Annotated in this window: 16 protein-coding genes and 1 tRNA gene; 12 read left to right on the top strand and 5 right to left on the bottom strand. The window is 48.9% G+C overall.

Annotated features, from left to right (window positions below):
- Positions 1-2: 2 nt before the first annotated feature.
- Positions 3-2,108, top strand: a complete 2,106-nt coding sequence (locus AC58UW_RS24835) for a molybdopterin oxidoreductase family protein (protein WP_497423249.1) — start codon at positions 3-5, stop codon at positions 2,106-2,108.
- Positions 2,109-2,117: 9 nt separating this feature from the next.
- Here AC58UW_RS24835 and AC58UW_RS24830 read toward each other — a convergent pair whose 3' ends face one another.
- Positions 2,118-6,470: a DEAD/DEAH box helicase gene (locus AC58UW_RS24830; protein WP_497423248.1), complete on the bottom strand. Its 4,353-nt coding sequence runs from the start codon at positions 6,468-6,470 to the stop codon at positions 2,118-2,120.
- Positions 6,471-6,670: 200 nt separating this feature from the next.
- On the opposite strand from AC58UW_RS24830, the gene AC58UW_RS24825 reads away from it, so the two are divergent.
- Positions 6,671-8,701: an S-layer homology domain-containing protein gene (locus AC58UW_RS24825; RefSeq protein ID WP_497423247.1), complete on the top strand. Its 2,031-nt coding sequence runs from the start codon at positions 6,671-6,673 to the stop codon at positions 8,699-8,701.
- Positions 8,702-9,231: 530 nt separating this feature from the next.
- Entirely contained in the window at positions 9,232-9,792 is a 561-nt protein-coding gene (locus AC58UW_RS24820) for a transposase (RefSeq protein WP_497423246.1), read from the top strand.
- A gap of 1,000 nt (positions 9,793-10,792) precedes the next feature.
- On the opposite strand, the gene AC58UW_RS24815 is transcribed toward AC58UW_RS24820, so the two are convergent.
- Positions 10,793-11,014 carry a helix-turn-helix domain-containing protein gene (locus AC58UW_RS24815; protein ID WP_028556998.1) on the bottom strand — a complete coding sequence of 74 codons (222 nt, stop codon included), beginning with the start codon at positions 11,012-11,014 and terminating at the stop codon, positions 10,793-10,795.
- A 194-nt stretch (positions 11,015-11,208) separates the two neighbouring features.
- Between AC58UW_RS24815 and AC58UW_RS24810 the strand changes: the two genes are divergently transcribed.
- The 3 genes from AC58UW_RS24810 to AC58UW_RS24800 are packed head-to-tail and all read left to right on the top strand — an operon-like array spanning position 11,209 to position 13,651.
- Positions 11,209-11,895 carry a DUF6483 family protein gene (locus tag AC58UW_RS24810; RefSeq protein WP_497423245.1) on the top strand — a complete coding sequence of 229 codons (687 nt, stop codon included), beginning with the start codon at positions 11,209-11,211 and terminating at the stop codon, positions 11,893-11,895.
- 30 nt (positions 11,896-11,925) lie between these two features.
- Entirely contained in the window at positions 11,926-12,657 is a 732-nt protein-coding gene (locus tag AC58UW_RS24805) for a class I SAM-dependent methyltransferase (RefSeq protein WP_497423244.1), read from the top strand.
- A gap of 10 nt (positions 12,658-12,667) precedes the next feature.
- Entirely contained in the window at positions 12,668-13,651 is a 984-nt protein-coding gene (locus AC58UW_RS24800) for an MBL fold metallo-hydrolase (protein WP_497423243.1), read from the top strand.
- 275 nt (positions 13,652-13,926) lie between these two features.
- Here AC58UW_RS24800 and AC58UW_RS24795 read toward each other — a convergent pair whose 3' ends face one another.
- Positions 13,927-14,889 (bottom strand): phosphatidylglycerophosphatase A family protein, encoded by a 963-nt coding sequence (locus AC58UW_RS24795; RefSeq protein WP_497423242.1) that lies wholly within the window; start codon positions 14,887-14,889, stop codon positions 13,927-13,929.
- 273 nt (positions 14,890-15,162) lie between these two features.
- Here AC58UW_RS24795 and AC58UW_RS24790 point away from each other — a divergent pair, with 273 nt between their 5' ends.
- The 3 genes from AC58UW_RS24790 (at position 15,163) to AC58UW_RS24780 (ending at position 17,785) form a co-directional block, all read left to right on the top strand.
- Complete coding sequence (locus AC58UW_RS24790; RefSeq protein WP_497423241.1) at positions 15,163-16,212, top strand: GerMN domain-containing protein; 1,050 nt, start codon at positions 15,163-15,165, stop codon at positions 16,210-16,212.
- A gap of 180 nt (positions 16,213-16,392) precedes the next feature.
- Entirely contained in the window at positions 16,393-17,151 is a 759-nt protein-coding gene (rph, locus tag AC58UW_RS24785) for a ribonuclease PH (RefSeq protein WP_497372291.1), read from the top strand.
- Complete coding sequence (locus tag AC58UW_RS24780; protein WP_497423240.1) at positions 17,135-17,785, top strand: XTP/dITP diphosphatase; 651 nt, start codon at positions 17,135-17,137, stop codon at positions 17,783-17,785. The genes rph and AC58UW_RS24780 overlap by 17 nt, the downstream gene beginning before the upstream one ends.
- Before the next feature lie 48 nt (positions 17,786-17,833).
- On the opposite strand, the gene asnB is transcribed toward AC58UW_RS24780, so the two are convergent.
- Positions 17,834-19,678 carry an asparagine synthase (glutamine-hydrolyzing) gene (gene asnB, locus AC58UW_RS24775; protein WP_497423239.1) on the bottom strand — a complete coding sequence of 615 codons (1,845 nt, stop codon included), beginning with the start codon at positions 19,676-19,678 and terminating at the stop codon, positions 17,834-17,836.
- Between the two features lie 174 nt (positions 19,679-19,852).
- Between asnB and AC58UW_RS24770 the strand changes: the two genes are divergently transcribed.
- From AC58UW_RS24770 to AC58UW_RS24760, 3 genes are all read left to right on the top strand, one after another.
- Positions 19,853-20,209 (top strand): hypothetical protein, encoded by a 357-nt coding sequence (locus AC58UW_RS24770; RefSeq protein ID WP_497423238.1) that lies wholly within the window; start codon positions 19,853-19,855, stop codon positions 20,207-20,209.
- Between the two features lie 46 nt (positions 20,210-20,255).
- Positions 20,256-20,369, top strand: coding sequence for a DUF4023 family protein (locus AC58UW_RS24765; protein ID WP_082562468.1), 114 nt, complete (start codon positions 20,256-20,258; stop codon positions 20,367-20,369).
- 74 nt (positions 20,370-20,443) lie between these two features.
- Positions 20,444-20,575, top strand: a complete 132-nt coding sequence (locus AC58UW_RS24760; RefSeq protein ID WP_268894400.1) for a hypothetical protein — start codon at positions 20,444-20,446, stop codon at positions 20,573-20,575.
- Between the two features lie 151 nt (positions 20,576-20,726).
- Here AC58UW_RS24760 and AC58UW_RS24755 read toward each other — a convergent pair.
- Positions 20,727-20,800 (bottom strand) — tRNA-Arg (locus AC58UW_RS24755).
- Positions 20,801-20,959 lie beyond the last annotated feature (159 nt).

The raw sequence follows: 20,959 nt of genomic DNA, 5'->3' as shown, positions 1-20,959 counted from the left end.
ACATGAAATCACCATTAGTGACCATACCGAGAGATCAACCCTCCTCGCATTGCTGCTTCTGCAGTATGCAATGCGGGCTGGAAATTATACCAAGCGACAAAACATCAGGTCTCATCACAAAACCAAGTCCGAACTTCCCGGTCGCCACTGGCCGTCTGTGCCAAAAGGGATTGAATGCGCTAGAGCATGTTTTTCATGCAGAACGCATTCTTGAGCCTTTGGCAAAGGCAACTAGCGGGTCAGGGCGTTGGCGAACGGTGACATGGGATCACGCCTATGCCGACATTGCGATGCGCATCCAAAGCCTGCAAGCGGAGTATGGGGCAGATGCAATTGGTGTATACGGCGGCGGATCTTTAACCAATGAAGTTTGTTATTTGCTTGGCAAGTTCACTCGGGTTGCTTTGCGAAGTAAATATATCGATTACAATGGCCGTTACTGTATGTCTTCCGCAGCGGCGGCCTCCAATCAAGCCTTCGGCATTGACCGGGGGATGTCGATGCCTTTGTCCGAAATCCCGAATGCGAAATACCTGATTCTAGCTGGCACAAACATTGCTGAATGTCAGCCGACCATGATGCCGTATCTGCTTGAAGCGAAGAAAAAAGGCGCGGTAATTGTCACGATTGACCCACGCAATACGATGACTTCGAAGGTTGCTGACATTCATGTTCGCTTACAGCCAGGGTTCGACTCTGTGTTTGTTAATGGTCTTCTGCATGTCATGTTGGAAGAGAAGCTTGTCGATGGACACTTCATTCAAGAGAGAACATCGGGTATCGATAGTTTGAAGGAAGCCGTGAAATCTTTTACGCCAGAGAGGGTGGAGGAACTGACAGGTGTTCTGGAGCCTGTGATTCGAACCATTGCTCGGGGTTTCGCTAAGGCCGAGACAGGAATTGTTCTGACGGCAAGAGGGCTGGAGCAGCAATCGAACGGTGTAGAGAATACGCTGAATTATATTAATTTATCACTGGTCACGGGAAAAATAGGGCGTCAGGGCTGCGGTTATGGCGCCGTTACCGGTCAAGCAAACGGCCAAGGCGGTCGCGAGCATGGACAAAAAGCCGATCAACTGCCTGGTTATCGCTCTATTGAAGATCCTGCTGCACGCGAGCATGTTGCCAAGATATGGGGCATTGATTCCAGCGAACTTCCTGGTAAAGGGGTCTCCGCGTACGAGCTTCTGAAGAAGGTCGACGAAGGTGAAATCAAGGCGTTGATTGTACTTGGATCGAATCCGCTAGTCTCAAGCCCGAATAATCGCTTGGTAGAGCGGGCGTTGCAAAAGCTGGATTTGCTTGTTGTTGTGGATATGTTTGAAACGGAAACGGCACGTTACGCCCATTATATCTTGCCGGGTTCTTCCTTCGCAGAAGCGGAAGGTACGATGACCAATCTGGAGGGGCGAGTATTCCATCGTCCCAAAGCGATGGAGCTGCCAAGTAACAGCAAGCTCGACTATCATATTATTTGCGAGTTGGCTGAAGCATTGGGGCGCGGAATGTACTTTCAATATGAAGGCATCGAAGACGTGTTTCGCGAACTGGCAGCCGCAACCGCTGGCGGGAAAGCGGATTACAGCGGCATCACGTACCAAAGGCTGCAAGCAGAAAAAGGGCTATTCTGGCCATGTCCAACGCCTGATCATCCGGGAACACCACATTTATTCACAGAACAATTCCATCATCCGGATGGCAAAGCCAAGTTATTCGGCATTCAGCCGAAAATGCCAGCAGAACCGATCGATAGCGAGTATCCATTCGTTCTGACCACAGGCCGTCTGGCCAACCATTATTTGAGCGGCGTACAAACGCGCCGGACGGAAGCTCTGCATAAGAAAGCTCCCGTACCCGTAGCGGAAATACATCCATGGCTCGCAAAGCGAATCGGACTTGGCATGGATAGCAAAATCCGGCTTACAAGCCGCCGAGGTTCACTTGTTTTCGAAGTTAAGGTAACTGAAGGCATTCAGCCTCGCACGGTTTTCGTCCCTTTCCATTGGGGAGATGAGCACTCGATCAATGTGTTGACGAACGATGCGCTCGACCCGACGAGCCGGATGCCGGAATTTAAAATCTGTGCTGTACAAGTGGAACGTGCATAGAGGACCGTATCAGCTTAGTTGGCTAGGCCAAAGAACTAAGCTGGTGCGGTCTTTTTCTGCGCCTAGAAGCTTCAGAATTTCCTGCTCAGGCGCATCAGAGATACGAACACCGTTCCAAGTGTCGATGACAATTTTACGCAGTTGGTGCTGTTTAAGCAGTTGTCGGAACATGAGCTTGAGCTCGTGAGCAGTTTCCGCCATAGCATGGCTCTGTGTAGTTAGCTGATAGATGCGCTTCCCGTTGTTTTCAATCCAATACAACCACTCGCTGCCTTTGAGTGCTAAGTAGTTGCCGCTTTTGCGCGAGAAGGAAATACCGGGCTTATCAGGCCAGGGGACAAGCAGTCCAAAAGGATTAGCTGGATCGACAGCACTCACTAACGTGAAGGAAGACGGAAGGTCGGAACCTTGTGCAGCAGGCTGATGCAGCAGACGAATGAAGTCTTTCGTTGCGAATTGGAGCGCATGTAAATCGGCGATGAACAGCCCTCGGACAACAAGTCCCCACTCCTCCAATTGACGTAAGGCGGTATGAATCGCCTCCCATGGAAATGGGCAAAGCGCAGAGACGAGGTCCTTGGTAATGAGCCCAAAGCGCTCTAACAGATGATGCGTCCACTGCATGGCGGAAGATTGTTTGTCAAAAGCGGCATTATGCAGTGTGCTTAAGGTATACCAACGGCCAAGTCCTGATTGGAATTTGTCGCCTTTCTTAGAAGTGGAAGTACCCGTGGCATGAAGCCGAAGCGGCGCGAACTGATCATTGGCTGCCTGACCTTCCCAGACGAGCTGGAGCAGCTCTTCTAATAGAAGGGAAGGAGTTCTGCCGGTTTCAAGGCCAAGCTTGCTGAGAAAAACAGCCCCTTTGGCTTCCATAAGGCGGAGGAGCTCAGGAGAAGAAGCGGGTCTATGGCGCATCCCAGCAAGGCAGGGTTCGAAAAGTGTGGAGCTTTCTGCGAGAAAGAAAGCGATTCGGCCTTCTTTTTCATTCTCCTCCTTATGACCCATCCAAAAAATGTCACCAGACGAGCATAACATATCCAAGTCCTGCTTCCGGTAAGATAACTGCCTTGTCGGGAAGAAGACAGACTCCCATAATGAAACGGGTAGGAAGAAGCCTTGCAAATCGGTAATAATTTCCCGCAGCTGCTCCATTCCCGGAACATCCGCGCGGTCCGTTAGTTTGCGCATAAGCGGCATGTGCGACAGATAAGTGATCGGAAGAATAGCCGAGCTCTCGCGTCGGAGTATCTGCAGAGACTGGCGGATCAAGCGAGAAGCGACCTTGCTGCTTGTCCAAAGCGACTCCACCTCGGGATCGGCAAAAGGTGCTGGCTCTAGCAGTCGGGCAGCGACGGCTTCCTCGATCCAGCGTTCAACGATCGCAGCGTCTATTTCGTAGCGATCCGCAAGCTCCTCAGCAGTGAAAGACAGTCTCCCGTCCGCATATCTTTGGAAGATGAACGTTCTGGAGAGAGGATCTAAGGTGAGAGAAGCATAGAATTCGACTTCATCGCGGCATATATAACGCGGCTCGCCAGTGAATGAGGTGACTGCGGCTTGGCCTTGCTCGAGCAGATCATTCATCCAGGTCTCCGCAGAGGATTCCGTGGTTGAGCCAGCTTGGACGAGCTCGGAGATGGAAGCATCCCCGCGTTCTTTTAAATAACGAAACATAGACTGAGCTGACGTCCACGCTTCTTCCGCCCCGGAAAGCTTGGTCTCTTCGGCTTCTAGGACTTGAGGACTTATGGCATTGCGAACGGTCTCTGCTCCAAAAATATCGGCAGCCATCTGCCGGCTGAAGCCTAATAATTCGACTTGCAAATCCTGTGATAAGCTATCGGATTCGTATATTTTCTGGGCCACATAGTCAGATTGAAATTGAGCCGCCAGTGGGGAAGGGAAGTGGTTGCGATGAACGGCAAAGTGGATTTCACCGGCATGAATCGCATCCAGAATACTCCGCAGATGCTCCAAATCAACATTCTCCTCCAAGCATTCACGCATTGCCTCTTGAAAGAGAGGGAATCGCTCTTTGTAGGGCAGCGCTTCCTTCATTAGCTCTTGACCGCGAAGTCGCTTGAGCCAAGCGGGCATCCGCGTGAAACTGCGGGAAAGAAGCAGGGAGGTTTCTGCAAGCCGCTGGAAGGCCGCTCCGAACATGCCGGACTCGGCAACAGCTCCAATGACCATATGTTCCGCTTCATTATACGAAAGGGACATGATGGCATACATAACTGATTCTTGATAGCTTGGAAAAATCAGCTCGATGCCATTGTCCTTGGCATTGGTATAGATGGCCGAATGCCCGTTGTTGCCCAGATGCTTCTCAAGCGCCATAAGCCATGTTCGGTTTACTTTCCGTCCAAATAAGCTGTGCAGCACATAATGGGTTTGGTTTTGTTCATCGGCAAAAGACTCAATAACGACCATTTGATCGGTCGGTACGGTATTGACCGCAATTTGATTGCGAATGAGCCCAATTAGGGCGTGACTGGCTTCTGTATCAAAAAAGTACTGCTCCATAAGCCATTCTTGGACGGCGATATCTCCCTCGGTATGAGACTGCGAGTTCAAACGATCCCGCAGCTCGCGCCAAAGCACTCCCGTTTGAACACCGAGCTGATAGGATTTTCCGCCAGTCTCCCCGCGCCAGAAGGGGATCTCGCTGTACCGGTTCTCGGCTTCCTGCACATAAACGCGTTCCGGACGCTTGCGGACGATCCGCCATGAAGCCGTGCCAAGCTGGAATACGTCGCCGATCGACGATTCGTGAATGAACTCTTCATCCAGCTCGCCCAGATGAAGGCCGGTTTCGTTATGATGCACGGGATAAGCCGTGCTCTGAGGAATCGTGCCCGCGCCGGTCAGCGCGGCCATCTGCGAGGCCGCTACTCGTTCCAAGCGGCCGGTTTCGCGGTCCCATGCGATGAGCGGACGCGCAAAGGGATAGAGGCCCGCGAGCACCTCCAGCATCGCGAGCCAGCGCTCTTGCGGCACCTCGCGGAAGGAGTCGCTCTGCGCGAGCAGGCGCGCGAGGAGCGCGACATCCAGCTCGTCGCCGAGCGCCGCCATGGCGACGAGCTGCTGCGCTAGTACATCGAGGCTGCCCCGCGGGATGCGGATAGCCTCGATGTCGCGCGCAGCGATCCGCCGGCTGAGCACCGCGAGCTCCGGCAGCAGGCTGCGGCTGCGCGCGAGCAGCACGCCGCGGCTGACGCTGCCGACGGCATGGCCGGCGCGGCCGATCCGCTGGATGCCTGCGGCAGCGGTGAAAGGCGAGTCGATCTGGATGACCAGATCGACATGGCCGACGTCGATGCCGAGCTCCAGCGACGAGGTAGCGACCAGGCAGCGAAGCTCGCCGGCTTTGAGCTGGCGCTCGACCTCGAGCCGGATCTCGCGGGCTACGCTGCCGTGATGGCTTCGCGCGATCTCATGACCGACATGGTCATTGAGTCGCAGGGTTAACCGCTCGCACAGCCTGCGGCTGTTTGCGAAGATAAGTACCGTGCGGCTGCCTTCCATAAGCTGCAGCACGCGCTCTACAAGAGGCGTCCAGATGGCCTCTTTATCCGCTCCGGCTCGCGCTGGCTCCGGCATCGTCACCTGCAGTGCGTAGTGCTTTTCGGCTTTGCTCTCGATAATCGCGACAGGGCGCGGCTCGTCCTCTCCCCATCCGCCAAGAAAACGTGCGACGCGTTCGATTGGCTTTTGTGTGGCGGAGACACCGATCCGCTGAACGGATCGCCCGCACCACATGTCTAGCCTTTCCAGCGTCAAAGACAAATGCATGCCGCGCTTATCCGCTGCTAGATCGTGAATCTCGTCGATGACGACTTGCTCCACGCTCTTGAGCATTTCTCTCGCGCGCGGCGAGGTCAGCAGCAGATAAAGTGACTCTGGCGTGGTTACCAGTATATCAGGCGGATGCTTCAACATAGAGGCCCGCGTGCTCTGGGTGGTATCGCCGGTGCGAACGCCGACACGCAGTCCGTGCCAAGCGGTGTCCTTTTCAAATGAGGCCGCAAGCTCTTCGATCTCCGTCATAAAATGAAACAAATGATCATGAATATCATTATTCAGCGCTTTTAGCGGCGTAACCACCAGCACGCGAACACCGGGAGCGTAGGGCTCATCGCCAACCTGTTTCTTTTTCACAACACCGTCCATACAGGGCAGTAAGGCTGCTAATGTTTTACCTGAACCCGTAGGGGAAGAGATGAGGGTATGCTTCCTGGCGTTAATCTCTTTCCACGCCATCTTCTGTACGTCGGTGGGCTCGCCAAAGCGTGAACGGAACCACTCTTTCAGAATCGGGTGAAAATGAGAGAGAGGTCCCTCTGCATGTGCCTTCATTTCGCTGGCTCCCTTGCTCGTAATTTCTTCCAACATAGCATAATGTAGGCGCTTTCGCCAATGACATGCTCATGCAGGGCCTATAATGAGAAAAAGTGAAAGGAAAATAAAAGCTCACCCTCCTAAAAATAACCAATTCAACGAATTGATCTGTTAACTGATACACGCAGTTATCTAAGGTGAAGGAGTGTTGAAGCTTGATGTTCAAAAAAGTAGTCGCGACAGGCCTTGCTTTCGTAACGATCATGGGGAGCAGTACAGCCGTTCTAGCCACTGACAATGGCAATGGCAATGGTAATCGGAAAGATAACGGAAAAGTCGAAATCCATCTCACTTTTAACGATTTGAAAACCGCAGAATGGGCCATACGCTATATCGCAAGTTTAGCATCGAAGCGTGTGTTCGAGGGGTACGAGGATGGTACATTTAAACCGCAAAACACCGTTTCACGCATTGAAGCGATTACAGCAGCCGTTCGTCTCATGGGGCTTCGCAGCCAAGCAGAATCTTCAAGCGAAATGAGCACTCATCTCAATTTCAAGGATGCCAATCAAGTTCCCGCGTGGGCAGTAGGGTATGTGGCGACTGCGTTAGAAAATGATTTATTTTCCGAAAATGACGACACCGTTCAGCCTCAGAAAGAAGGCGATCGGTTATGGGCGACAACGCTTTTGGTCAAAGCACTGAAACTGGACGCTCAGGCCAAAGCGAAAATGAACACGACCCTGCCGTTCAAAGATGCGAAGCAAATTCCTGCAGGTTCTGTAGGTTATGTAGCTGTGGCCATTGAAAAAGGCCTGGTAGATGGCTTCGAAGATAACACGTTCAGGCCTAATCAGCCGGTTACCCGGGCTCAGCTTGCGGCATTGCTTGATCGTACAGGCGGTCAGTTGCCGAATCAAGGAAATAACACACTAACGGGAACTGTAAACAGCGTCGTTAACGGGAACGCATTAGTGATGACAACCTCAGGTGCGACATCCACCTATGCTTTGCATCCGGAGGTTTACATTTACAAAAACGGCGTGAAAGTCAGTCCTTCTGCTCTGCAAGCTGGAGATGAAGTAAGTGTGCGGACTTTTAACAATCAAATTATTTATATTGAAGTAACTAAACCCGCACAAACAGTTATCTATAGCGGTACCGTCAGCGCAGTGGTTGCCAACAATACTCTGACGCTTACCAAATCGGGCGTTACCTCATCTTTGCCGTTCCATCCGGATGTTGTTGCTTATCGTAATGGTGTGAGAGTGAATCCGTATGAGCTGAAAATCGGGGATGAAATTAACATTCGCACCTCGGATAACAAAGTCATCTATGTTGAAGTTACCAAATCGGTTGTTCCAATATCCAGCAGCGGGACAGTCTCTGCAGTCGTTAGCAGCAATGTGCTGAAGCTTACGAAATCGGGAGTTGCTACAGACTATACGCTGCATCCAGAAGTCGTTATTTATCGCAATGGAGTAAAAGTTACATCTTCTGCCTTGCAAGTTGGCGATGAGGTAAACGTTAGAACCTCGGACAATAAAGTGATCTTTATTGAAGTAACACAAACGGCGCAAGCGATTACGAATAGCGGAACGATCACTGCAGCTGTGACGAATAATGTGCTTAAACTTAAGAAGGATAATTACAATTTTGAAATAACGCTGCATCCGGATGTTGTCGTTTATCGCAATGGCTTGAAAGTGGCTCTAGCCGCACTTCAAGTTGGGGATGAAGTCAACGTTCGCACCTCGGAGAACAAAGTCATTTATATTGAAGTGACCAAAATGGTGCAGCCTATCACGAACAACGGCACCGTTAGCGCCGCAGTCAGCAACAATGAATTGAAGCTGACGAAGTCGGGAGTTACGACCGCTTTTGCTTTGCATCCGGATGTCATCGTCTATCGTGGCGGCGTTAAGGTTAGAGCCGTTGACCTTAAAGTAGGCGACGAAGTTGATATTCGCACCTCCGACAATAAAGTTATCTACATTGAAGTAACGAAAATGGTCGACGAGAACTTGCCGTTTGATCTGCAAGGGAAATTAAAAGGAACGACCCTTAATGCGCAAGGCGGTCTTGCCACGATTACTATCGTGCAATCGATCAATGGCAAGGATCAGTCGACCGTGTATCAAGTTGCTTCTAGTGTGACTGTTTCCGGCAACTTGGCGCTGTTTAAGGAAGGGCGGCTTGTTCAGCTGAAGGGCTCGAATAAGATTGTGACGTCTATAACGGTTAAGTGATAGTGGTGGATTGACGGGAGATAGGGAAAAGGTAGAAAAAGAGAGAAAAGAAAATAGGCTGTCCCAGAAGGTTCGAAAGAGGCGCTCCCTCGGTCATTGGATGACTAGGAGCAGCCTCTTTCTTTTTTATGGTGCCGCCGAATCAAATAACTGGAAAAACTCCCTGTATTTCAAGCAAGTTCCCGCTAAATATACCTAATAACTGGAAAAAATCCTGTTAATTCGCTTCTTTATCCTGTTTCCAAGCTCAATCGTCCGCATTAACTGGAGAAATTCCATTTATTCATGCTGTAGCTGTGTTTCGCCACGATTTAGCGGTAGAATTTCCACTAGCGTTGCATCAAAGCTCCCACGAAAATTTATACTCAAATTTTTACTGTTTATGTAATTTTTTTATTTAATTTTCATGGACAATGCATGAAAAAATCTCCGGTGTAGAGATGTAGGGACCTAATCCATACATCTCATACAAAGGAGAACTCGGACTTTGAGCGTATCGGATAAACAGGTGGTTCGTCAATACCTTTATTTTGTTACCATTACAAAATTTTTTAGCGCCGTTTCTGGATTATCGCAAACAGCTTAAAACGGTTAATCTATTGAAAATTTTTCTCGCTGCACAATTATTGAAGTGGGATTCTCTACACACGATTGAAAGAGGTATTCGTTCAGATCTTGAGTTTCAAGAAGAATTCCAACTCACTAGCATCCACAAGTCTCAGCTTTCACGTCGCATTAATTCTCTTCCTGTCGAGGTCACTCAAGCCTTATTCGCTGCCGTCGCAGATTCCATTCGTAAAACAGCTCAGCCTCGTAACAAACAAAACAAACTTGTATTAGGAATTGTGGACTCTACTAGTCTGAGGATGCCCCCCATTCTTGGAGATTGGGCTTACGTTACGGAAAAGCAAAACAGTGTCAAGGTCCATACGCGACTCATGGTTATTGACGAGCATACGGCTTATCCAGAGCGAGGGGAACTGTGGATCGCTATATTGCCGATTTTACTAGCTAAACTCGCCATCAATCCGCATGGAATAAGACCCTGTAATTCTGCTGAGCGAAGAAACAGCTCGGTTTTCATCGAATAGAGGACTCTAGTTCCCTAAGAAAACTTTGAGTAAAGACTTAGCCTGATTCCAGGCTAGGGATTTTGATATTTGTTATTGGCAGTTGAGTGGAAGTTGGCAGTATGGTGAGCAGCGTGATTGGATGGTGGGGGGTTAGTGAAGTAGCTAGCACTACAGCATGACGGAGTTTGATCCGTCAAGGTCTTCGTATTTGTTCAGCTTTTACATAACATTGGTAAGATGATTTCTCACAGTTTCCATTTTATTTGCGACATCTATTAACGCTTTGGCCTCCACAGATAGTTCAAATACATCAAGCATATTGAATGGTTTCTGCCCATGGATGTGTGTCACCCGACGTGCGCCAGCCGAGAAGAGTGCGTTTAATTGAGAATGCCGAAAAGTCATTCTCAAGTGCTATTTTCCTCCAAAACGGGAGCAATGCTGCACGAGCGGTCAAAAAAGGCTCTCTCACGAACCGTTAAGTTGTAGAATTTCTCTGAGACATCCGAAATGGACGTCTCAATGACGCACAAACTGACCATTCTAACGCTGCGCTATAAAACAAGCTTAACGCCAAAACGGAGCTCCTCACAGGGCTCCTACCCTCCCCCAATTTACCGCCGAGCAACAAAAAAGCCCATTAATAATGGGCTAATATCACTGCAATATCATTATCATTAAATTGGAAGGCGCCTTCCTCTGATTTGGTGAAAAGATGGCCCCTTGACTCAATATACTGGCAGAGTCGGAACAGAATGTCTGGTTCCACATTCAGGAGTTCTGACAAGGAAAACACATTTTTTTGCTCGGTAATCATTTCTATCATGGATTGAAATAGCCCCCTAAAGGTGAAATGTGCTTGTTTTTACTATCATAGTACATGCTAAAGATCGTTTACTGTCGAATTGTTGGGTTAACAAAACGTTCACTTTTGAAAGCGTGCGACAACGACATAAAAGCCCTCGAATCCTCCAATAGGAGGCCTCGAAGGCTTACATGGATCCCTTTGCTGACGGAATCAGATCTTTAATTCCCCAAGCTTGATCAGTTCTACAACCGCTTGTGAACGACCCTTTACGTTCAGCTTTTGCATGACATTGGAGATATGATTTCTCACAGTTTTTTCACTGATAAAAAGCTGCTGTGCGATATCCTTCGTCGTTTTGTCCTGCACTAATAGTTCGAATACTTCGCGTTCGCGGTTCGTAAGTAGAAATTTGTTTTTGTGGTCGCTGCCCATGGATGTGTGTCACCCCTCCTTGCTCGGGTATTGGGAAATACAAGGTTAAGGGATACAGTCAAAATTAGTTTATGAAGGGCTGCTGCCAATGGTGCGGTCTATGTGCAAAAATAGGCGATATCTGCTTTTGAGTTTCTATCCGAGGCGTGGTAAGCTGAAACGAGGTATATCTTTTGGGCAAAGGGGATGTTCTAGTGTTCAAACGAGATTATTTTATGCGGCAGATTGAGCAGATGACTCAGGTTCTGCATCGCATTCTTTTTAATAAAGAACACATTCCACTACCGGATGCCCAACAGCTGCTGGATGAAGCTAGCCGGCATTTGCTCGGGCTCAATATTCGTTCATTACAGGCTTTATCAAGCAAGGATATCCTAGAGCTGCTTTCCTATAACGGAAATTTGGATACTGCGAAAGCGATGGTCATTGGAGATATGTTCGTCGGACACGGAGATCTGCTTAGGCAGCATGACCAAAACGATGAGGCATACCGTTCGTATGTGAAATCTCTGGATTTATTGCTTCACTTGTCGCTTTCTCCTGAGGTTAATCCTAAGGATGATGAGAGTGCTGAGGCAGCTGCGCGCGTACAAACTAGTCTGGACCGGCTTAAAGCATGGATAATCCCGGAAGATATGAAGAGGCTGCTTTTTGCCCATTATGAAAAACAAGGCGATTATGCCAAGGCCGAGGACGTGCTGTTTCATTACATGGAGGACCATCCGGACCAATCGGAGTTCCTGTGGCAAGGTGTTGCATTTTATGAGACACTGCTTGATACGGATGAAAATTTGCTCGAAGCAGGCAACTTCAGTCAGGAAGAAGCTGCCGAAAGCTTGCGACGGGTACAGCAGAAATTGGACTCTTTTGAAAACTCCTAATGATTATTAATAGAAATTGCAGGTGATAAAATGGCTTGGTATCAGGAAAGCTTTGGGAATGATTATTTATTAGTTTATAAGCATCGGGATATGCAAGGCGCTTATCATGAAGTGAAAAAAATGATGGATTGGCTTGAGCTGAAGCAAGGGGCCGAAGTATTGGATTTATGCTGCGGGATGGGACGCCATTCCTTGGCTTTGGCGGATTTTGGCTATGCAATCACGGGTGTAGACTTGTCTGAAGTGCTTTTGAATGAAGCTGTACAATTGGACAAGCAGAAGCGTGTGACTTGGGTACGCGGTGATATGCGGGAAGTTCCCCTCGGGTGTCAGTTTGACGCGGTAGTGAACTTGTTCACTTCATTTGGATATTTTGATGAGGAAGAGCAGAATGCTAAGGTATTTTACGAGATGAATCGTCTTTTAAAAGAGGGCGGTCGCTTTATTATCGATTTTCTGAATCCGATTTATGTTCAAGCTCATCTTGTTCCGCAATCGCATCGGACAGAGGGAGATATTCAAATTATCGAAACGAGAACCATTGAAGAGGGTTGCGTGCGTAAGCGAATTGTGATATCGCAGCAGGGCACTCCTGAGCGGCAATATTTGGAGCAGGTGAAATTATACGACCGAACGGCGTTCGAAGCGATGCTGCAAAAAGCAGGTTTACATATTGATCACGTATACGGCAGTTATGACGGTCATCCTTATGAGGCCGATGTTTCGTGCCGGATGATTTTTGTAGGGCATAAGGAAGGATGACTACTCGCTGATGAACATCGTAATCGAACATACAGATGAAATTACCCAAGTGAAGGTGCCGCTGCCTTTTCCGCTTCGATGGGTGAATGCTTACCTGATCCGCGGCAGCAAAGGGTACACCGTCATTGATCCGGGGCTGCATACCCCGGATGCGGAAGCGCTCTGGCTGCAGGTGCTGCAGGAGCGCGGGATCGGCTTCGAGCACGTCGAGCAGATCGTGCTCACCCACCACCATCCCGATCACTACGGGATGGCGGGGTGGTTCCAGGAGCGCACGGGCGCGCCGGTTCTCCTCTCGGAGACCGGATACGCGCAAGTGCAGCTCCTGTGGGGGCCGGAGCAGCCGATGTCGACGCGGCTGCTGACGCTTTTTGCCCGGCACGGCTTCCCGGAAGCCGGGCTGGCAGAGATGACGAAGCACATGGTGAGCTTCGTCGATTTGGTTTCCCCGCAGCCGCAGGTTACCCTGCTGCGAGAAGGGCCCGTGCGCCTCGGGGACCGCGTGTACGAAGCCATGGAGACCCCCGGCCATGCCGCGGGTCACCTGGTCTTCTACGACGCCGAGGCGGAGGTGATCTTTTGCGGAGACCACGTCCTGCCGCAAATATCGCCGAACGTTTCCTTCCTCCCGCAGGTGGAAGAAAACCCGCTCGGCGAGTACTTGCGCAGCCTGCAGGAGATCGGCAGGCTGCAGGTCAAGATGGCTTACCCGGGGCACCGGGAGCCTTGGTCTGGCTTTGGCGCACGCACAGAGGAGCTAGTGCGCCATCATCATGAGCGGCTTGCGCTCATGGAGAATCAGCTAAGCGCGCCGCTTAGCGCTTATGAGGTGTGCCGCGCGACCTTCGGCGACCGGCTCAGCGTGCATCAGATGAGGTTCGCGTTGTCGGAGACGATCGCTCACCTCATCTTGCTGGAAGCGGAGGGACGCGTCCAGCAGGTTGATCCTGCCGCGGAGCTTGTTCACTACGTTGCAACCAGCCGCGATGCGTAGGTTCTTAGCTCTTGGGTTTAGCTCTTGCGCTTAGAACTTGGGTATCACTAGCCCATTTGATGTAAAACTTACATCAAATCCAGCATTTTTCCGCGAAAACAACTCAAATCAAGCAAAAAGTACATCAAATTCGCCAGCTAACCGCGATAATGGACAATATCACAATTTTTGATGTACTAATTACATCAAAACCGTCCATAACCTCAGCGCAAAGCGAAATTTGATGTACTTTTTACATCTCTTGTTGCCGACTATCTCGGCACCGATCCCTCACCTTACTTCAAAGGCTTGCTATAAGTAGGAACATTATTATGCGCTAATCGTCCGCAGGCCGCAGCCACAATGCCGCAAACCATATCGTCAATAAACGTGTTGCATTTCCCCTCATCGTGATCGCTGTCCAGCTCTTTGATGATCCCGATTTTCTCTTTGTCCAAGTAACCGAAATTCGTAAGCGCAATGGTTCCATACATGAGAGGAACGGCAGTTGCAATGCTTTCATCTACCCCGAAAAGTCCTTCGTCTTGCCCGACAATATGATTATATTGCGGATTGAATTCGCCGGCTTCGACGGCGGTGTCTATTTTGATCGCCAGCTGCAGCGCATGGAAGGTCTGCTGTTTGCGCAGTACGGCGACAATGTGTTCTTCGCATAGGCTGCGTTCCATGTCCGGATTGTAGGGGCGCTGGAGCGTATCCAGAATTTCAACCATATCCTCAAGCTGGACACCTCTCTCAGCAAGCAGAGCGAGATTGCGCTGCGAATAATCGACTTTTACATTCTCCGAAATGATCACACTTGCAGTTGAGGCGACAATCGCGCAAATCCCTTTTGAAATAAATGATTTAGGACGTTTTGTCGGGAAGAAAAAACGAAATTTACAATCCATGAAACCGAAAAGAGAGGCTGCGCCGCTGCCATACAAGCCACAGATGGACATGGCAATGGTGCGATGCAGGTTGTAGGCAGGGTCTTTCATGCTCGCGAGCAGCTCGGAATCATGCTTCACCTTTTTTTGCAGTTCCATGAGCGTTGTCATGACATTATAGGTCTCTGTTTTGCTCAAAACACCTAATAAAGTCGATGTAATTCTCTCATAAGGAATTTTTTTGATGCCTTTGATTTCCACAAGCAGGCGGGCAACCGCCTCTTCGATGACAGCTTGCGGATAGTGGCTGAAAACTTCATCCCGGAATTCGTTGAAAATGAGCGTTTTATCTTTGAGGAATGTTCTCATCTGTGCGCCTCCAGTTAGATCAAATCTGTCTATTTTTACAAGTATAGCATATCAAGGTTAGATGCCGAAAAAGGCAGGGACTCATCAGAAAAAGGGTGGAGTCTTCTCTGGATTACTTTTTTGAGCATGTGGACAAAAAGTAGTTATAAATCGGACAAAGCCCCGTATACATAATAATACGAAAAAGCAATGTACAGGCCATGCCGAAAAGTAACTATGCGGCAGACGCTTCAGAAGAGGCTTCTGCGAAAACTCGAAGGAGGAAATAAGCAAATGAAACATCAACATTGGATTCGTTCAGCCGCTATCGCGGGGGTGATTGCCTTGCTGACCACAGGATGTTCAGTTCTGGGCACTGGGAAGAAAGCTGACATTGATGCACCTCCGACCACGGGTGCGGAAGCAGACGTTAAAACGACATCAGCTGCGGTCACGATCGATATGATCGACGATAATTCATCCCAAATGACAGTGTATGTGAAGGATGCCAAAGGCTTCGTCGCTCCGCTCAGTCTGGGATTACCGAAATCGGTGTCGGTTGCGAAGACGACGCTTGAGTATATGGTAGATGGCGGTCCGGTCACAAGCTTGCTCCCATCTGGATTCCAGGCCTTGCTGCCGAAAGGAACGAAAGTCATTAGCTTGAATGTAACATCGGACAAACGCGCTATCGTTGATTTTTCAAAAGAGTTCCTCACGTATGATCAGCAAAATGAAAGAAAAATATTAGAAGCCATCACTTGGAATTTGACGAACTTCCCAACTGTTGAGAAGGTACAACTGCGTGTCGATGGTAAGGATCTCAAAGAAATGCCAAAAGGCAAAACCCCGCTGGATACCCCGCTGGCGCGTTCAATGGGGATTAACCTTGAGAAGGCAGAGGATGCGGAATTCGGGCAATCCACGCCGGTTACGCTCTACTTCCTAAATCAAAATGATCAGAACTACAAATATTATGTACCTGTGACCAGGCTCGTCAAAAGAACGGATAATGTAGCTAAAGCCGTTGTCGATCAGCTGATAAAAGGGCCAGATCAGAAGAAAGGGCTGGCTAGCGTTCTAGACGCCTCAACGGAAGTGAAGAGCATTAACCCGGCGGACGCCTTGATTACGGTTGATTTCTCGAATAAGCTGCTTGGCGCCGATCAGAAAGCGCCCGAAGATGCGCTGAAGTCGGTCATTCTATCCCTGACGGAGAATACAGGCTTTAAGCAAGTTCAGATCAAAGTGGATGGCGCTGTGAAATTCACATCGTCAGATAGCACTCAGAACTATACGAAGCCTGTAGCTAGACCTGCTCATATTAATCCAACCAAGTTATAATCAGCTTGCATTGCTCCATAGACCTCTATGCAAAAGAAATCTTGCATAGGGGTTTTCTCATTCTATTGATAGGCCGGACATCATTGTTCTTGATGAGGGTGCTTTTCTCCGGCTACTTTGTTACAATGGGGCGAGAGTATTTAGCTTCCCTTTGGAAGCGACAGGAGGAGAACACGATTTATGCGAATTGGCGGAAGAACAAATGAAGAGTTGCGCCCAATGAAAATAACCCCCCATTATATAAAACATGCTGAAGGCTCGGTGCTAATTGAGGTCGGGGATACGAAAGTGATTTGTACGGCAACAGTTGAAGAGCGTGTCCCGCCTTTTATGAAAGGACAAGGCAAAGGCTGGGTAACCGCGGAATATTCCATGCTGCCTCGCGCCACACAAGTAAGAAATCAGCGTGAAGCTGCCAAAGGCAAGCTTGGCGGGAGGACGATGGAGATTCAGCGTTTGATTGGCCGGGCTCTTCGTTCCGTAGTTAACTTAGAAGCTTTGGGCGAGAGATCCATTACACTAGACTGTGATGTTATCCAAGCAGACGGAGGTACCCGTACGACTTCAATTACCGGTGCATTCGTAGCCATGGCTTTTGCGATCAACAAGCTGGCGACAGATAAAAATTTGGCAAAGTTTCCGATTAACGACTTTTTGGCTTCCGTTTCGGTAGGCGTTATCGGCCAAACACCGCGTTTAGATCTCAACTATGAAGAGGATTCACAGGCTAAAGTGGATATGAACGTTGTGATGACGGGGCAAGGACAATTCGTAGAAATCCAAGGTACGGGTGAGGATTCTCCGTTTTCACGCAAGGAATTGGATGAACTGCTTGCTCTTGCAGAAATAGGAATTCATACGATGATTGAAGAGCAGTCTAAAGTGCTGGGCCCTATAGCGGATCGTATTCGGGGTGTACAACATGCGGCTACGAAGTAATATCGTTGTGATTGCAACCCGCAATGAAGGGAAAGTCAAGGAGTTTGAGAGCCTTTTTGGCGCAAAAGGGTACAAAGTCCGCAGCTTGGCTGCTTATACGGACCTTCCCGAGATCGTAGAAAGCGGCAAAACGTTTGCGGAGAATGCGCGGATCAAAGCGCAAATTATTTCGGCGCATCTCCATGTTCCCGTGCTTGCAGACGATTCAGGCTTGTGTGTGAAAGCGCTAGGCGGTGATCCGGGCGTTTATTCAGCCAGATATGCCGGAGAAAACGCAACGGATGCAGCCAACAATAGCAAGCTGCTTCAAGCTTTGAGCGAGTCCGCACCGGTTGATGGTTTGCCTATGGAAGCTGGACATCCGAAGTTTTTGAGCGAGGCTGCCTTTGTTTGTGCACTTACGCTTATCGACCCGGTGGCGAATGAAATCATTGAAGCCGAGGGTTCTTGTCAGGGTTACATTATAGGGGAACAACGCGGTGAGAGTGGTTTCGGCTACGATCCTCTGTTTTATATTCCTTCTCTTGGAAGAACGATGGCGGAGTTGACGGTGGAAGAGAAGAACGGAATCAGTCATCGCGCTAAAGCTTTGCGATTGTTTTTGGATAGGCTCCCTGAGCAAAACGAATCCTAATGAAAAGACCTGCTTCCACATCATAGTGGACAGCAGGTCTTTTTTATATTAACGGATTGATATTTTATAGTTTCGTAACCATGTATCTACTTGTGCTAAATACGCGAACAGCTGGGGTCCCGTCATCAACTGGCCGAACCACGGGAGATCGAAGTCGTTCGTGTCGGAGCTGGCGAGCGCGCGTATTTTTTTCACATCAATGAAGGGCAGCAGGGGGGAGCTGGGGTCATCCAAAATTTCCAGTACCCATTTACGGACGGCAGTTAAGTAATTAGGATTGTGTGTTTTTGGATATGGGCTTTTCTTGCGGGTTAAGACATCATCAGGGAGAACACCTTTCAGTGCCTTTCGTAAAATGCCTTTTTCCCGATCTCCGGAGGTTTTTATTTCCCATGGAATGTTCCACACATATTCAACGAGACGGTGATCGCAGAAAGGAACGCGCACCTCAAGTCCAACGGCCATGCTCATGCGGTCTTTGCGATCGAGAAGAGTCGGCATGAAGCGGGTGATGTTGAGGTAGGACATTTCTCGCATGCGGTTTTGCTGCTGTGTTTCTCCAGCTAGCCGGGGTACTTCGCTTAAGGCTTGCTGATACCGATTGCTAACATATTCAATTGGCTTGATCCAATCGATTAAATCAGGTGCTAGCAGATCAACTCGGTTAGGCAGCTTAAGGGACCAAGGGAACGTATTGGCAGAGAGGGCTTCTTCGTTGTGGAACCAAGGATACCCGCCAAAAATCTCATCAGCAGCTTCACCCGAGATAGCAACCGTGGCCTCCTTTTTGATTTCACGGCAAAACAAATAAAGGGATCCGTCAACATCGGCCATCCCCGGCGTATCCCGGGCAAAAACGGCTGTTTTCAGGGATTCCACTAGTTCAGGCGTATCGAACTCAATATAATGGTGCTCGGTACCAAGATGCTCTGTCATCCGCTTAATCCAAGGAGCGTCGGAGTTAGGTTGAAATAGGTTGGCTTTGAAGTGCTTATCGTTATCTTTGTAATCGACAGAAAAGGTGTGCAGAGCGCCTTTTCCGCTTTCTTTGTAATGCTCCGCGGCAAGAGAGGTTAGTGCGCTGGAGTCAAGCCCTCCAGATAGCAATGTACAGATAGGTACGTCGGAAACTAGCTGCCTTTGGGAAGTGTCGCTCAGCAACTGCTGAACCTGAAGCGCCGTCGCTGCAACATCATCTGGATGAGGGTGGCTTTCCAGCTTCCAGTAGGTTCTGACGGATAAGCCGTTGCGGTCAAAAACAGCGCATTGTCCGGGCTTCAGCTCTGACATATTGCGATAAATGCCATGTCCAGGCGTGCGTGCAGGACCTACTGCGAAGATCTCGGCCAAGCCTTCCGCGCCGACTTCTGCCTGAAAGTCGGGATGCGCGAGAATGGCTTTTGGTTCAGAACCGAATAGAAGGACACTGTTCTGATGAGAATAAAAAAGCGGCTTTACGCCAAGCCGGTCTCTGACTAAGTAAAGGGATTGCTCCTGATCGTTCCATGCTGCGAAAGCGAAGATTCCATTCAGACGGTCTACACAAGCCCTCCCCCATTCAATGAAGGCAACAAGCAGCACCTCGGTATCGCAAGTTGTTCGGAAATGATGTCCGCGCAGCTCGAGCTCTTTCTTCAGCTCTGGGGCATTGTAAAGCTCGCCATTATATACGATCGTATAAGTGTAGTCTCCTTGTTTCCGGACCATGGGCTGAGCGCCGTTTTCCGGATCCATTACACTAAGACGTCGATGGCCCAGGGCACAGTGCTGTGAGATCCAAGTGCCAGAAGCATCTGGTCCACGCAAATGGAGCGTTTCCGTCATATTTTCTAGAATGGACGGGTACCCGGTCAAGTCTTTCCGCCAATCTATCCAACCCGTTATTCCGCACATAGACGTTCCTTCCTTTCTTTATGAAGAGAGCATGATGATAAAAGGTATGCAAAATGGGAATATATAATGTCTGTCCCAGGTTGCCGGGGAAGTCATCAGGCAGATTTTGTGTTTTAATTCTAAGCCTGTTATTATTAATTAATTATTACTTACTAAACAGTAAAGGTGATGGCAATGAAAAAGAAACATTCCAAAGCACAAATCGATTATCTAGCCTCCAGAGAGCATTTTTTGCAAATTAGTAATCAAGCGGATAAACGGATTGCCGATTTGAAAGAGGCAGGCAAAGAAGTCGGACAGGCTGAAATGGAAGAAATCATTGAACGCGTTGGCCTGCACCGTGCCTATAATGAACTGACACAAGCGGAGAATTTGCTGATTAATTGGACGCAAGTCGCGATTAAGACAGAGCCTGAATTTATTGAAAATCGCAGTAATTTCGAGGAACTCTATGAAAGAGTCAAAACAGATGCAGAAGCTAGAGGCGCTCTTCTAAATTTAGCCATGCGTTTAAATCTTGAGCTTGCGTGACATTCTAAAGGGGTAGTGCCATTCTTTCTTCAGGAGGCGAATGCTCATGGATAGTCATTTCATTAGCAAACTGCACGACAAGCAGAGGAAAGCCGCGAAGAATTTCAGGACACAAGGTGACGGTCAGCCAGGCAGTAACTTGCCTCACAAGAAGCACTAAAGTCTATGGCACCAACAAGAGCCTGTAGAGGTACACTCTACGGGCTCACCTTACCTAATAGGAGGGAATTCATCATGGGCAAGAAAAAAAGCATGAAACAAAGAGAGCAGAGCACGATTGATCATTCGAAACAATCTTCACGCGTGCAGTCTAATTTGGATTCAACAGAGCCTGGTCATCATCAACCTAATCGACCTTCTGTGTAGGAAACGGGAATTTTTTTGCATGATAAAATATTGCTTCAGAAAGCCGCAACCATAGGTTGGCGGCTTTTTCTGCTTGAATGTAACTTCCATATCTGGACATCTGAAAAACTAAAAAGACCGCGATTTCTCGCGATCTTCTCTCCTTACATAACGTCCCAGGAGGGATTCGAACCCCCGACCGCACGCTTAGAAGGCGTGTGCTCTATCCAGCTGAGCTACTGAGACATAGACCTCTTCTTACCTCTCAGCGTGTAGCTGTTTGGCGAAGCAAGAGTTATATTATCATATCTTTTTAAGGGAAGTCAACACTTTGTTTTAAATTTATTTTGCAATCACCCGAACAATCAAGTAAACTGTCACCAGCGAGACCAAGATTTCTGAGGT

The sequence above is a fragment of the Paenibacillus sp. J22R160 genome (assembly GCF_059692135.1).
Note: the sequence above shows the minus strand (reverse complement) of the source record. Positions and strands in the feature narration are given on the sequence as shown.

Excerpts from the sequence above, each read along its gene's own strand:
- AC58UW_RS24765 (WP_082562468.1), top strand. The coding sequence starts at position 20,256 with ATGGATAGTCATTTCATTAGCAAACTGCACGACAAGCAGAGGAAAGCC.
- AC58UW_RS24780 (WP_497423240.1), top strand. The coding sequence starts at position 17,135 with ATGCGGCTACGAAGTAATATCGTTGTGATTGCAACCCGCAATGAAGGG.
- AC58UW_RS24770 (WP_497423238.1), top strand. The coding sequence starts at position 19,853 with ATGAAAAAGAAACATTCCAAAGCACAAATCGATTATCTAGCCTCCAGA.
- AC58UW_RS24825 (WP_497423247.1), top strand. The coding sequence starts at position 6,671 with ATGTTCAAAAAAGTAGTCGCGACAGGCCTTGCTTTCGTAACGATCATG.
- AC58UW_RS24835 (WP_497423249.1), top strand. The coding sequence starts at position 3 with ATGAAATCACCATTAGTGACCATACCGAGAGATCAACCCTCCTCGCAT.
- asnB (WP_497423239.1), bottom strand. The coding sequence starts at position 19,678 with ATGTGCGGAATAACGGGTTGGATAGATTGGCGGAAAGACTTGACCGGG.
- AC58UW_RS24830 (WP_497423248.1), bottom strand. The coding sequence starts at position 6,470 with ATGAAGGCACATGCAGAGGGACCTCTCTCTCATTTTCACCCGATTCTG.
- rph (WP_497372291.1), top strand. The coding sequence starts at position 16,393 with ATGCGAATTGGCGGAAGAACAAATGAAGAGTTGCGCCCAATGAAAATA.
- AC58UW_RS24800 (WP_497423243.1), top strand. The coding sequence starts at position 12,668 with ATGAACATCGTAATCGAACATACAGATGAAATTACCCAAGTGAAGGTG.
- AC58UW_RS24815 (WP_028556998.1), bottom strand. The coding sequence starts at position 11,014 with ATGGGCAGCGACCACAAAAACAAATTTCTACTTACGAACCGCGAACGC.
- AC58UW_RS24795 (WP_497423242.1), bottom strand. The coding sequence starts at position 14,889 with ATGAGAACATTCCTCAAAGATAAAACGCTCATTTTCAACGAATTCCGG.
- AC58UW_RS24805 (WP_497423244.1), top strand. The coding sequence starts at position 11,926 with ATGGCTTGGTATCAGGAAAGCTTTGGGAATGATTATTTATTAGTTTAT.
- AC58UW_RS24760 (WP_268894400.1), top strand. The coding sequence starts at position 20,444 with ATGGGCAAGAAAAAAAGCATGAAACAAAGAGAGCAGAGCACGATTGAT.
- AC58UW_RS24790 (WP_497423241.1), top strand. The coding sequence starts at position 15,163 with ATGAAACATCAACATTGGATTCGTTCAGCCGCTATCGCGGGGGTGATT.